This window comes from Arthrobacter sp. 9V (assembly GCF_902506065.1).
Classification (GTDB): domain Bacteria; phylum Actinomycetota; class Actinomycetes; order Actinomycetales; family Micrococcaceae; genus Arthrobacter.
The window spans coordinates 3,428,269-3,441,242 of sequence record NZ_LR732912.1 but is presented as its reverse complement, the minus strand read 5'-3'; the positions used below and the strand labels follow the sequence as shown (position 1 = coordinate 3,441,242).

Annotated in this window: 10 protein-coding genes; 5 read left to right on the top strand and 5 right to left on the bottom strand. The window is 63.5% G+C overall.

Annotation, left to right across the window (positions count from 1 at the left end; translation table 11 throughout):
- Positions 1–4 precede the first annotated feature (4 nt).
- Together purN and BACI9J_RS15725 are read left to right on the top strand one after the other, a co-directional pair.
- Positions 5–574 (top strand): phosphoribosylglycinamide formyltransferase, encoded by a 570-nt coding sequence (gene purN / locus BACI9J_RS15730; protein ID WP_159735202.1) that lies wholly within the window; start codon positions 5–7, stop codon positions 572–574.
- A 448-nt stretch (positions 575–1,022) separates the two neighbouring features.
- On the top strand, positions 1,023–1,658 hold the full coding sequence (locus tag BACI9J_RS15725) for an endonuclease domain-containing protein (protein ID WP_236558715.1): 636 nt from the start codon (positions 1,023–1,025) through the stop codon (positions 1,656–1,658).
- Positions 1,659–1,735: 77 nt separating this feature from the next.
- On the opposite strand, the gene BACI9J_RS15720 is transcribed toward BACI9J_RS15725, so the two are convergent.
- The 3 genes from BACI9J_RS15720 to BACI9J_RS15710 are packed head-to-tail and all read right to left on the bottom strand — an operon-like array spanning position 1,736 to position 5,009.
- Positions 1,736–3,088 carry an MFS transporter gene (locus tag BACI9J_RS15720; protein ID WP_159735200.1) on the bottom strand — a complete coding sequence of 451 codons (1,353 nt, stop codon included), beginning with the start codon at positions 3,086–3,088 and terminating at the stop codon, positions 1,736–1,738.
- Between the two features lie 51 nt (positions 3,089–3,139).
- On the bottom strand, positions 3,140–4,090 hold the full coding sequence (gene murQ / locus BACI9J_RS15715; protein ID WP_159735199.1) for an N-acetylmuramic acid 6-phosphate etherase: 951 nt from the start codon (positions 4,088–4,090) through the stop codon (positions 3,140–3,142).
- Positions 4,065–5,009: an N-acetylglucosamine kinase gene (locus tag BACI9J_RS15710; RefSeq protein ID WP_159735198.1), complete on the bottom strand. Its 945-nt coding sequence runs from the start codon at positions 5,007–5,009 to the stop codon at positions 4,065–4,067. The genes murQ and BACI9J_RS15710 overlap by 26 nt, the downstream gene beginning before the upstream one ends.
- Positions 5,010–5,171: 162 nt before the next feature.
- On the opposite strand from BACI9J_RS15710, the gene BACI9J_RS15705 reads away from it, so the two are divergent.
- Positions 5,172–6,101, top strand: coding sequence for a hypothetical protein (locus tag BACI9J_RS15705; protein ID WP_201296593.1), 930 nt, complete (start codon positions 5,172–5,174; stop codon positions 6,099–6,101).
- Positions 6,102–6,445: 344 nt separating this feature from the next.
- Positions 6,446–8,116: a bifunctional phosphoribosylaminoimidazolecarboxamide formyltransferase/IMP cyclohydrolase gene (purH, locus tag BACI9J_RS15700; RefSeq protein WP_159735196.1), complete on the top strand. Its 1,671-nt coding sequence runs from the start codon at positions 6,446–6,448 to the stop codon at positions 8,114–8,116.
- Between the two features lie 97 nt (positions 8,117–8,213).
- Here the strand turns inward: purH and BACI9J_RS15695 are convergent, their stop codons facing one another.
- Positions 8,214–9,314 carry a hypothetical protein gene (locus BACI9J_RS15695; RefSeq protein ID WP_159735195.1) on the bottom strand — a complete coding sequence of 367 codons (1,101 nt, stop codon included), beginning with the start codon at positions 9,312–9,314 and terminating at the stop codon, positions 8,214–8,216.
- A 249-nt stretch (positions 9,315–9,563) separates the two neighbouring features.
- On the opposite strand from BACI9J_RS15695, the gene BACI9J_RS15690 reads away from it, so the two are divergent.
- Positions 9,564–11,786, top strand: coding sequence for an NADP-dependent isocitrate dehydrogenase (locus tag BACI9J_RS15690; RefSeq protein ID WP_159735194.1), 2,223 nt, complete (start codon positions 9,564–9,566; stop codon positions 11,784–11,786).
- A gap of 63 nt (positions 11,787–11,849) precedes the next feature.
- On the opposite strand, the gene BACI9J_RS15685 is transcribed toward BACI9J_RS15690, so the two are convergent.
- The gene (locus BACI9J_RS15685; protein WP_159735193.1) at positions 11,850–12,959 is read right to left on the bottom strand and encodes an FAD-dependent oxidoreductase; all 1,110 of its coding nucleotides are present in this window, start codon (positions 12,957–12,959) and stop codon (positions 11,850–11,852) included.
- Positions 12,960–12,974: the final 15 nt, after the last annotated feature.

The window sequence follows — 12,974 nt, the reverse complement described above, 5'->3', positions numbered from 1 at the left end:
TGCAATGCGCATTGTTGTCCTCGTCTCCGGTACCGGTTCAAATCTTCAGGCAGTCATCGACGCCGTGAAGTCGGGTGAACTGGATGTCGAGATCGCCGCTGTGGGCGCCGACCGGCCCGATACCTACGGTGTGGAGCGCTCAGACGAGGCCGGCTTTGAGACCTTTGTGGTCAACTTCAACTCGTTCGAAACCCGCGCCGAGTGGGATGCCGCACTGCGGGACAAGGTCCTGTCCTACAAGCCGGACGTGGTGGTTTCCTCCGGTTTCATGAGGATCGTCAGCGCCGACTTCATCGATGCCTTCGGCGGCAAGTACGTCAACACGCACCCCGCGCTGCTGCCGTCGTTCCCGGGCGCGCATGGAGTGCGCGACGCCATCGCCTACGGTGTGAAAGTCACCGGCTGCACCGTCCACTGGGCCGACGCCGGCGTGGACACGGGCCCAATCATCGCCCAGGAAGCTGTGACGATTCTTCCCGAGGACTCCGAGGAAACCCTGCACGAGCGCATCAAGGTAGTGGAGCGGCGCCTGCTGGTCCAGACCCTGGCCGACCTCGCCGCCGCCCCCGCATAGCTCCCCACCCACGTAGATACCCAACTAGAGGACAGCAAACGTCGCAATGAGGGCTCAATAGGACATGTGCTGTCCCGCAGTTTGCGCGCGCTACTGACGGCCTGTGGATAACGGAGCGCGACTGCGGCAAATTTGCCACCATGGCTCCATGAAGACTCCTCGGCAGCTGCCGACACCATTGTCCTCGACATCGTTTACCAGGCAGGAAGCGCTCGACGCCGGTGTAGCAGTTGGGCGCCTTCGCTACAGAGATCTGGACTCACCGAGCCGTCAGATCTTTGTCCCTGGTGCTATTGACGATCTGTCTCTTGCGGATCGCGTCCGCCCTCTGACTCGCGTCACGCCGTTTTCAGCGGCATCCCATGGCACAGCCTTCCTGCTGTGGGGATTTCCGGGATTTCTGCCCGGGAGCCATAATCCTGGGATTCACATTTCCAGGCCGGACAGCATGGGCAGGTCAAGAAGACGGGGAGTTATTGGGCATAAAGGCCAATTTTTCGACGACGAGATTGTGGTTCACGAAGGCCTGTTTATCACCAGTCGGGCTCGGACGTGGCTGGACTGCTCCCGGAAGATGGACATCGACGAGATCACCGTCGTGGCTGATCATTTGCTGCGTATACCCCGGCCGGAATTCGAGGGACGCAGCGCGCCCTACTGCACTATGGATGACCTGGAGGAGATGCTCGACCGCCACTGGGGGACACCTGGTATCCGCAAGGCCCGCCTCGCTTTGGAACAGGCATGCGTGGGTGCCGACTCCGCCCCCGAAACGAGGCTTAGGCTGGCGCTCAAGTGGGCTGGGCTGCCTACAGCGGAAGTCAACGTACTTACGGAACTAAGTCCCGGCGTCGTGCGTCAACCGGACTTGGGCTATCGCGAGTGGAGGGTCGCTGTGGAGTACGAAGGCGAGGGCCACTCGGATCCGGAGCAGATCGTCCGGGACATTGCCCGCGAGGAGGACTTCAGCCGCGCCGGATGGATCCTTGTGCGGATCTCCAAGCGCCACATGTCTACGGGCGCGACGACAGCCGTAGCCAAGGTGCGGCGGGCGCTTGAACAACGCGGCTGGTCACCCAAGTAGGGGACAGCAAACGTCGCAATGAGGGCTCATTGGAGCAAGTGCTGTCCCCTAGTTGGGTAGGAGGCGGGAAGCGGGGGTTAGGTGAGCTCGCGCTGCTTCGTTTCCGGGGCAAAGAACGCCATCCACAGCACGGACAGCAACACCAGGCCACCAGCCATCGCGAATGACTGCGCCAACCCAAACTCGGGCCAGAAGAAGGAGGCGAACACCAGCGGTCCGAATCCTGCACCGACGCGGGAGAACGTCGACGCCCAGCCAAAGCCGGAGCCGCGAAGCTCGGTGGGATACAGCTCGGACACGTACGCATAAAGCACGGGGATGGCCACCTGGACCACAAACCCGAACACCAGCAGCCAGAACACAGCAGCGGAGGGCACATCCACCACAAAGGCCACGATCACCAACGTCAGCGCGGACAACGGACCGGTGATGGCCAGGATCCACTTGCGGCCTACGCGCTCCACCAGGAGCGCTGCGACCACCACGCCCAGAAGCCCGACGGCGGCCATGCTCGCCGTGGTGACAAACGCCTTGTACTCCTCGAACCCGGCGCCGATAAGAATGCGGGGCATCCACGTCAGGGACAAGTAATAGACCAACAAGATGCTGAAGAACAAGGCCCAGGCTGCGGTGGTGATCTTCCAGTTGAACTGCCAAATGCGCTGCAGCTGGGCCCAAGCGCTGCCGGGGGAGAGGCGCGGCGCGGCCTGCGGTTCGGGCAGGCTGTAAGCGCGGGGCGAAGCGCCGGTAGCCTCCACCAAACCATCAATCACCGCTGCTGCTTCAGCGCGACGACCCGCACGGATCAGGAACAGCGGCGATTCCGGAACGCTGCGTCGAATCCAGAAGACCAGCAACGCGGGCAGCACCATGATGAGCATGGTGAGCCGCCAGTCGCCAAAAGCCGCGACCAGTCCGGCGGAGATAAAGCCACAGAGCGCAGCGCCAACCGGCCACCACCCGTCCATGGCCGTGAGCACTTTGCCGCGTTGCTTGCGGGGCGTGAACTCACCCACCAACGCGTAGTCCACGGGGATGCAGCCGCCCAAGCCGAAGCCGGCCATGAAGCGGAAGATGCAGAACCACACAATGTCCGGGGCAAAAGCACCCAGGACCGTGAAGATACTGAAAATGAGGAGGGTGGCCGTGAACGCTTTCTTGCGGCCGATGGTGTCTGCGATGGTTCCCCACGCAAACGCACCCACAGCCATGCCGATCAGGTTGGCCGTGCCGATCCACGCAGCGTCAGCAGGCTGCAGGGACCAGTGCTTGGACAGCAACGGGATCAGGATGCCGTTGAGCGTGACGTCCCAGGCGTCGAACATGAACCCGAGCCCGCCGATCAGGAAAATCCGTCCTTGGACCTTCCACCGCCACGGCAGTTCCTGCACTACTTGTTCGCCGCTGGGCACGGCTGTGTATGTATTCATTTGCCCTCCTGCATGCAACTTTATGCGCTGGGGCCAACGCTGCCGTCCGCGTTACTTCCGGTTCTCGATGGCCCTCCGCAGGAAACCGCCGGCTTCTTCCAAAGCACCCTTGGCCTGACCAGCCTCGATGCCTGTCAGGAGCACCAAAATGGCTGCCTTCACAGAACCGCCAACGGAGTCCAAAGCGGTGGCAGCTTCCTGGGCGGACACACCGGTGGCATGCTGAACCGTCCGTTGCGAGCGGGCCAGCAGCTTCTCATTCGTGGCACGAAGGTCCACCATCAGGTTCCCGTACGTCTTGCCGAGCTTGACCATCACCAGCGTGCTGATCATGTTGAGGACAAGTTTCTGGGCCGTACCCGAATTCAGCCTGGTTGAGCCCGCGATGAACTCCGGACCCACAACAACCTCAATGGCGGCATCCGCCAGATGGCTCACGGCGGAGCCCTTGTTGCACGCCAGCGACGCCGTAAACGCCCCACGCTTGCGAGCTTCTTCCAGCGCGCCGATCACGTATGGCGTCCGGCCCGAAGCTGTAATACCCACGACGGCGTCGGCTTCGGTCACGTTGACATCGTGCAGGTCCCGCGCGCCCGCAGTAGCGTTGTCCTCGGCATACTCCACCGGATGCTGGATCGCCTTGGTGCCGCCCGCAATAAGTCCCACGACGAGCCCCGGCGGGGTGCCGAACGTCGGCGGGCACTCGCTTGCATCCAGCACACCCAGCCGGCCGGCCGTTCCGGCTCCCACATACAAAAGGCGGCCACCGCGCTGGAGTCGCTCCGCAACGGCGTCGACCGTTTGAACAATTGCCGGGCTGGCAGCCTCGACGGCCGCATGTACTCCTGCACTGTGGGCAAGCATCGCTGCGACGAGTTCTTCAGTGCCAAGGATGTCCAGGTTTTCCAGGCCCTCGGCCGTGGCCTCGGTCTGCAATCCGGCGAGTTCCGTGCGCAGGCCCGCTAGATTGTCTGCGTTAGTCGGGCCAGTTTGTTCCGTCACGGTGGATGTACCTTTCCTGGATGAGCCCGCGGCGCGTCGCAGCGAGAGCGGCACCGTCCAAGCCATCGCCCAGCGGCGCCACCACCTCAATCCCAGCCGAAGCGAGGGACTTCCGCAAGAGCGCGGCAAAGAAGTCCGATCCCACCACTCCGCCCAGAAGCGCCACGCGGGGCGAACCGGCGTCATCGCCACTCGCCAGCTTGACGGTACGGGTCAGAATGCGGCACGCCTCGGCGATGATGTGATGCGCGACGGCGTCACCCGCCTCCGCTGCCTGCAGAACCAGCGGCGCGAAACGGGCCATTGCGCGGTATGGGTTCTCGTTGGCCGTGAGCCAGCCCGGAAGCATTTCCGGCGACTCCACCAAAGCGCCGGCCGCAGTTGACAACGACGTGGCAGGGCCGCCGTCGTGCGCTTCAAGAACTGCCTGCAGACCCTGCTGGCCGATCCACCGACCGCTGCCGCGATCGCCAAGGTAGGGACCCCAACCGTCGGCCCGGTGCAGGACGCCGGCTTCATCGAAGCGGAAGGCCACCGCGCCCGTGCCCACAATAAGCGTTGTTCCGGGGGCGCCTTGGAGCGCGCCGAGCTGGGCGGCCGTGGCGTCAGAAAGGACCGCTGCGGGGACACTGAATCTTTGGGACAACATGGTGGCGAGTTCCTGCGACTTTTCCGCGGACGCCTCAACGCCGGCAACGGCTGCGCCAACGCTGGTGATCGCGCCAACGGGTAGCCCCGGCGGAAGCAGGCTGACCGTCTCAAGGAGGAGTTCGAACGCGAGGGTGGGCCCGTCGTCCATGTGCACCCCGGGGAAGCCGTGCTGATCGGCGGCGCCCAGCAATTCCGTACCGCTGCGCAACTCCACGCGGCAACGGCTCTTCCCAACATCGGCAACAAGAACAACCTCGGTGGCTTCCATGGATCAACCCTATGTTGTGGGGCCCGCTCTGCGTGGTTGGTGGGTGTTTTGGGGCGCAAAGCGGGCCTCGCAAATCCTGTGGAGGAGTAGTCGGGAGTCTCTCTAAGGGCGATTTCTGTGGATAACCGAATGCGAGCCATCGTTTCCCGCAAGCATGGTCCAATGCAGAAAATCACCCCCTTGCCAATGGACGTGGACCCTCGAGGCTTTCTGGTGGCCGATGCCTACGCTGCCGGTGTGCCGCGTTGGCGTCTACAAACGAAGGACCTTCTGACGCCGAGTCGGGGTATTCGTCTAGCCAACGTGAATGAACTCGACTTGGAACTTCTCGCTCGGCTACACACGGCCATCACCCCGCGCTGCGCCGTCAGCCATGTCACCGCTGCGCTGCTCTGGAACATTCCCCTCCCCATCTACCTGGAAGAAGAGGGCAACACCGGACTGATCCATGTAACACGCCGGCAAGAGATCGGCAGAGTTAAGCGCCGAGGTGTGGTCGGGCACCGGGCACCGCTCTTGGCGCGGGACGTTCGTGAGGTGAACGGAGTCCGGCTGACCTCGCCCGAATGGACTTGGGTAGACCTGGCCAGACGCGTGGGACGGGAATCGCTCGTGGCAGCCGGAGATTTTCTGTTGGCGCGAGAGAATCCGTTGTCGTCGATCGAAGCGATTCAGGAAATAGTTGACCGGCGCCCCAAGGTCAAGGGAATCAGGATGGCCCGGGAAATTCTGCCGTTGCTTAGGTCAGGGGTGGATTCGCCCCAAGAGTCGAAACTGCGGGTAAAAATCGTCGACGCCGGGCTGCCGGAGCCAGCGATTACCGTGCCGATCTATGACGAGCACGGGAGATACATGTCGACGCCCGACCTCCAATACACGGAATACAAAATTGCGATGGAGTACGAGGGCGATCATCACCGCTCTGACCCTGTCCAGTGGGGAAAGGACATCGAGCGTGACGATCGGCTTCGTGCCCAGGGATGGATTGTGTTGAAGTTCTCGGATGTTCAGATGAAGGGCGGATGGGCCAACGCTGAACGTAAGGTGCGCGATGCGTTGGCATCGCGCGGGTGGCGGGGACCGTCGTCGTAATTCCTCGCCTGCTCCAGGTTTGTGGGGCCTGGTGTGCGCGCCACGCGCCGCGAATGGCACGCAAAGCGGGCCCCGCAACGCAGGGGGTGGATTTGTGGGGCCTGGTGTGCGTGCCTCACGCGGCGAATGGCATGCAAAGTGGGCCCCGCAACGCACGGGGGTGGGTTTGTGGGGCCTGGTGTGCGGGCCTCGTGCCACTAGAGGCACGCAGAGTGGGCCCCGCAACGCAAGGGGGGATGACAAAGACGCAAAACCGGCCCAACCACGAAACACGATAAACTGCCCGTATCCCACCACCCGCGATACCACCCGCGATATCTACGCGAACTAAGACGGAGACTTTTGTGAGCTTGACGCAGCTTGACCGTGTTCCCATCCGCCGTGCACTGATCTCGGTTTACGACAAGACGGGACTGGAGGAGCTCGCGAAGGGCCTGCACGCAGCCGGCGTCGCCATTGTTTCCACCGGCTCCACCGCCAAGAAGATCGCCGCCGCCGGCATCCCGGTCAAGGAAGTCGAGGAAGTCACCGGCTCCCCGGAAATGCTGGACGGCCGCGTCAAGACCCTGCACCCGCGCGTGCATGGCGGCATCCTGGCTGACCGTCGCGTCCCCTCCCACATGGAAACCCTCGCGGGCATGGAGATCGAGACTTTCGACCTCGTTGTGGTGAACCTGTACCCGTTCGTGGAGACCGTGAAGTCCGGCGCACCGCAGGATGACGTGGTGGAGCAGATCGACATCGGAGGCCCCGCCATGGTGCGTTCGGCTGCGAAGAACCACGCCGCCGTCGCAATCGTCACGGACCCGAACTTCTACGGCGCCGTTGTCGACGCCGCGGCCCACGGCGGATTCGACCTCAACACCCGCCGCCGCCTGGCTGCGAAGGCTTTCGCGCACACGGCCAGCTATGACAATGCCGTTGCTTCCTGGACTGCCAGCCAGTTCCTGGACGAAGACGGCGACGGCATCATTGACTGGCCCGCCTACGCCGGCCTGTCCCTGGAACGCTCCGAGGTCCTCCGTTACGGCGAAAACCCGCACCAGCAGGCTGCGCTCTACGTGGACAAGGCCGCTCCGGCGGGCATCGCCCAGGCCGATCAGCTGCACGGCAAGGCCATGAGCTACAACAACTTCGTCGACGCCGATGCCGCCCTCCGCGCTGCCTTCGACTTCGCTGAGCCGGCCGTTGCCATCATCAAGCACGCGAACCCGTGCGGTGTGGCTGTTGGTTCCGCCGACGCTGCCGATCCGATTGCCGACGCTCACGCCAAGGCACACGCTTGCGATCCCGTCTCCGCTTTCGGCGGCGTGATTGCGGCGAACCGCACCGTCACCGCAGGCATGGCCCGCACGGTTGCTGACATCTTCACCGAGGTTGTCATCGCCCCGGACTTCGAGCCTGAAGCGGTGGAGATCCTCTCCAAGAAGAAGAACATCCGCCTCCTCGCCCTGCCCGAGGGCTACGGCCGGTACCCGTCCGAGATGCGCCAGGTTTCCGGTGGCGTCCTGGTCCAGATGAGCGACAAGGTAGACGCCGACGGCGACAACCCCGCCAACTGGACCCTTGCCGCCGGCGAAGCTGCAGACGAGGCAACCCTCGCTGATCTCGCCTTCGCGTGGACTGCTTGCCGTGCAGCCAAGTCCAACGCCATCCTGATCGCCAACCACGGTGCAGCTGTGGGCATCGGCATGGGCCAGGTCAACCGCCTGGATTCCTGCCGCCTGGCCGTGGAGCGCGCCAACACTCTGGGCGTGAAGGTAGAGTCCGACGTCGAAGGTGCGGGCGGTGCGTCCAACACCAGCGGCGGCGACGCACCTGAGCGTGCACGCGGCGCCGTTGCATCCTCGGACGCGTTCTTCCCGTTCGCTGACGGGCTGCAGATCCTGATCGACGCCGGTGTCCGCGCCGTAGTCCAGCCGGGCGGTTCCGTCCGCGACGAGGAAGTCATCGCCGCAGCCAACGCTGCAGGCATCACGATGTACTTCACCGGCGCGCGCCACTTCTTCCACTAGAAGCACCACAACGCAACGGCGGCCGCCCCCGGAAGGGGACGGCCGCCGTCGTGCTTAACACGTATTTAACAGGGACGTGCCTACAAAAGAGTGTCTGCTACGAAGCCGATGCGGTGTTGTAGGTGGACTGGATCACGGTGCCCCAGTACGGGCCGTACATGGTGGTGGAGTTGCTGCCGTATCCGTAGCTGTTTACGGAGTTCTGGTAGCCGGTGGAGCTGGTGCCGATGAACCACGGACCGCCCGAGGACCCGCCGGTCATGTTGCAGGGGATTCCCTGGCTGTTGAACTGCGGGTTGTAGGGATCGTTGGTGGCTTTGCCGGAGCAGCTCTTCAGCGATTCACCGTTGAAGGGCGAGGCTGCAGGGTAGCCGAAGGACTTGTAGCTCAGGCCGCGGGCGGCGTTGAACTGGACGCCGGAGGAACCTACAACATCGGCGAGGCGCTGGCCGTTGAGGGTGTTCATGACGGCGAAGGCGGTGTCGTACTGCATGTTGCCGTTGGAAGCCCATTGGGTGGGGGAGTACAGCGCCTTTGCCGTCCACTTCCCGTAGGGTGCTGCGCCGTTGAGGTAGGCGGGCACGAAGACGAAGTTGGTTGCGTAGGCGCCGGGGCCTTCGTTGACGCAGTGGCCGGCGGTGGAGACGGTGCTCTTGTTGGCGGCCGTCACTGAGTTGCCGGAGCAGACGTAGTTGGAGCCGCCCAGGGTGAAGAAGATTTTGCCGATGTGCTTGACCGGTGTTTCGCTCTGGTTCACTTTGCGGTCAATGGCCTTGGAGTCCGTTGCCGGGGCCTGTCCGGCGATGCTGCTGACGACGCCCGGGGCTTCGGTGACCGGGGCTTTGCCGAGGAGCTTCCCGCGTTCAAGCGCCTTGGCGCCAAGGATGTCACCGGATTTGGCGTTCTTCATGCGTTCGGGTGTCCAGTAGTCTGCAGCGCCGGCATCGGACACTGCATGGCTGCTGACCGCAGCGCCGCTGGAGTCTGTGGTGTTGACCGGTGCCGCGTTGGCGCTGGTGGTTCCAACCAGCGCCAGGATTGCGGCAGCGGACAGACTCAGCAGGCTTGTGGCCAGGGTCTTGGTTTTTGTCACGTTGTTCCTACCTATCGAGGGAGTGAGGCGGTCAGTGATGGCGACCGCCGACTGACGAGATCGAAGGTATCGAACGTATGACAAGTTTGTAAAGAGATGTTTCATACTTTGTGATAATTTGCTGTCACTTCTTCGTCAAGTGGCGAGGTGCCGGTCAGGTGACGGGTTCTGCCGCGGCGGGCAGTCAGCGCCCGACGCCGGGCGGCAGCAGCGGCGGTCAGGCCGCCGTCGGGCGTTAATCGCCGGAGAGTGGTAACGAACACGTGATCCCGGACACGAAGAGCCGTCAAAACGGTCTACTCGGGTAAGTTAGGAGATGTTGAAATCTGCAGACTTTCAGGGAGAACCCCGCCAATGGCCAAGATTATCTATACCCACACAGACGAAGCGCCGATGCTGGCAACGTACTCATTCCTGCCGATTGTTGAAGCGTATGCCTCCACCGCAGGTGTAGAGGTGGAGACCCGCGATATTTCGCTGGCCGGCCGCATCATCGCCGTCTTCGGTGATTTCCTGACTGAAGAACAGCGCACGGGCAACGCCCTTGCTGAACTTGGTGAACTGGCAAAGCAGCCGGAAGCCAACATCATCAAGCTGCCCAACATCAGCGCCTCCGTGCCGCAGCTCAAGGCTGCCATCGCCGAGCTCCAGGCCCAGGGCTACGCCCTCCCGGACTACCCGGACAACCCCTCCTCGGACACCGAGACGGACATCCGCTCGCGCTACGACAAAATCAAGGGCTCCGCTGTGAACCCGGTGCTGCGTGAAGGCAACTCTGACCGCCGCGCACCCCTGTCGGTGAAGAACTACGCCCGCCAGAACCCGCACTCCATGGGCGCCTGGTCCGCTGATTCCAAGACCAACGTTGCCACCATGGGCGAGAATGACTTCCGCTCCAATGAGAAGTCCGTTGTCCTCAAAGCTGACGATTCCCTGACCATCCAGCTGGTCCGCGAAGACGGCAGCACCAAGGTCCTCAAGAAGGACTTCCCGGTCCTGGCCGGCGAAGTTGTGGACGCCACCGTGCTCCGCGCCGACGCCCTGGACGAGTTCCTCAAGGCACAGGTTGCCCGCGCCAAGGAAGAGGGCGTCCTCTTCTCCGCACACCTGAAGGCCACCATGATGAAGGTCTCCGACCCCATCATCTTCGGGCACGTGGTGAAGGCTTACTTCTCCGAGCTGTTCGAGACGTACGGCAAGCAGCTCGCCGCCGCAGGCATCAGCCCCAACAACGGTCTGGCAGCCATCCTCAGTGGCTTGGAAGAGCTGCCCGAGGACGTCCGCGAAGGCGTCAAGGCAGCCATCACCAAGGGCCTCCAAGACGGTCCCGCACTGGCAATGGTCGATTCCGACAAGGGCATCACCAGCCTGCACGTCCCGTCAGACATCATTGTTGACGCCTCCATGCCTGCCATGATCCGCTCCTCCGGCCACATGTGGGGCCCGGACGGCAAGGAAGCTGACACCCTGGCCGTGATCCCGGACAGCTCCTACGCCGGTATCTATCAGGTTGTCCTGGACGACTGCCGCGCCAACGGTGCGTTCGATCCCACCACCATGGGCACCGTTCCCAACGTGGGCCTCATGGCACAGGCAGCCGAAGAATACGGCAGCCACGACAAAACCTTCGAGATCCAGGCAGCCGGTACGGTCCAGCTCGTGGACAGCAAGGGCAACGTCCTTACCGAGCACCAGGTCTTCCCGGGCGACATCTGGCGCGCATGCCAGACCAAGGACATCCCGGTCCGCGACTGGGTGAAGCTGGCCGTCACCCGTGCCCGCGCTTCCCAGACCCCCGCTGTGTTCTGGCTGGACGAGACCCGCGCGCACGACGCAAACCTGATCGCCAAGGTCAACGAGTACCTCAAGGACCACGACACCGAGGGCTTGGACATCAAGATCCTTTCCCCGGTTGAGGCCACGGCCTTCACCTTGGAGCGCATCCGCAAGGGCGAGGACACCATTTCCGTTACCGGTAACGTCCTCCGCGACTACCTCACGGACCTGTTCCCGATCCTCGAGCTCGGCACCAGCGCCAAGATGCTTTCCGTCGTTCCGCTGATCAATGGTGGCGGCCTGTTCGAGACCGGCGCCGGTGGCTCCGCTCCCAAGCACGTCCAGCAGTTGGTCAAGGAAAACCACCTCCGCTGGGACAGCCTGGGCGAGTTCCTTGCACTGGCCGTCAGCTTCGAGCACCTTGCCACCACCACAGGCAACGCCCGCGCACAGGTCCTGGCGGACACGCTGGACCGCGCCACGGGCACGTTCCTGCTGGAAAACAAGTCCCCGCGCCGCAGCGTTGGCGAGCTGGACAACCGTGGAAGCCACTTCTACCTGGCCACCTACTGGGCCCAGGAACTGGCCAAGCAGACCGAAGACGCCGAGTTGGCAAAGGACTTCGCAGCAATCGCTGAAGCCCTGACCTCCAACGAAGAAGCAATCGTGGGCGAGCTTGCCGCAGTCCAGGGTCCCGCGGTGGACCTCGGCGGTTACTACCGTCCGGACGCCGCCAAGGCCGCTGAGATCATGCGTCCGTCAGCTACGTTCAACAAGGTTCTCGCGGACCTGAAGAAGTAGGTCCGGCATAACGAAACCGGCCCGCAGGCAATGCCTGCGGGCCGGTTCCTTTTAAGCGTGTATTCAGCGGTCCGCGCGGAACCGCTCAGGTGCCATGCCGCCGTCGACGATGTCCTTCAGCACCCGGCCGATAGCGGGCGTGAACTTGAAACCGTGACCGGAGAAACCGGCGCCCACCACCAGCGGGCCGAAGTGGTCCAGCACAAAATCCTCGTTGGGCGTGGTGGTGTACGTGCAGCTGATGGGAACCGCGGTGGAAGGGTCGACGCCGGGAAGCCACTCTTCTGCGTAGCGCACCAACGCTTCCATCTGGTGGGGGATGGGCTCGAACGTGCGCTCGTCCGGATCCATGACCGGGCCCACGCCGTGCCAGCCCGCCTTCACGCCTTCGCCGGGGGTGAGCATGCCGTACACGGGGCTGTACCAGTACTCGTATGCTTCATTGTTCGGATCGGGGTCCGGGCTGTGGTTGAAGCTCGGCCACACCAGCGTGTTGTCCGTGGGTGTGAAGTGGGCGGGCTGCTCCTGGGTGACCACCAACGCCGGCAGGTCAGTGAGCTTGCCAATGAGTTTCGGGGTCCAAGCGCCGGCCGTGACCACTACCCGGCTGGCGGTGTACTCCACCTCCTCTGTCACCACCACGGCGGACTCGCTGCCGTTGACGCGGATGTCCTTGACCGGCGTCGAGTAGTGGAACACCGCACCGTGGGCCTCGGCTGACTTGCGCAGGGCCACAAGGGCGTCAGCCGAACGGATCCGGCCTGAGCCCGGCACAAAGAGGACGTCGGTGGCGAAGTTCATTCCCAGCCAGCGGTTGGCGGCCTCATCGGGGGAAATGAAGTGGCTCTCGATCCCGCGGGCCTGGTGGGCTTCCCGCACTTGCTTCAGCTGGGGGACGTTTCCGTGGTTGACCAGGCCCACCATGTCCAGAAGCGGTGCGCCGTTTTCGGCCGCAAGCTCATCCCACAGAATCTTGGACTCGGCCAGGAGGTCCAGGTAGTCGGCCTCGGCGTAGGCGGTGTTGAAGTTGCGGGTGGCGCCGTGCGAAGCCCCGATGTGATGTCCGGCCTCGAACTGCTCCAACAGAACCACCGAGCGCCCTGCCCGGGCGAGTTGCCAGGCGGCAGCCGATCCCATGGCTCCTCCGCCAACAACTACAACGTCAACCTGCATGCCTGCTCCATCCAC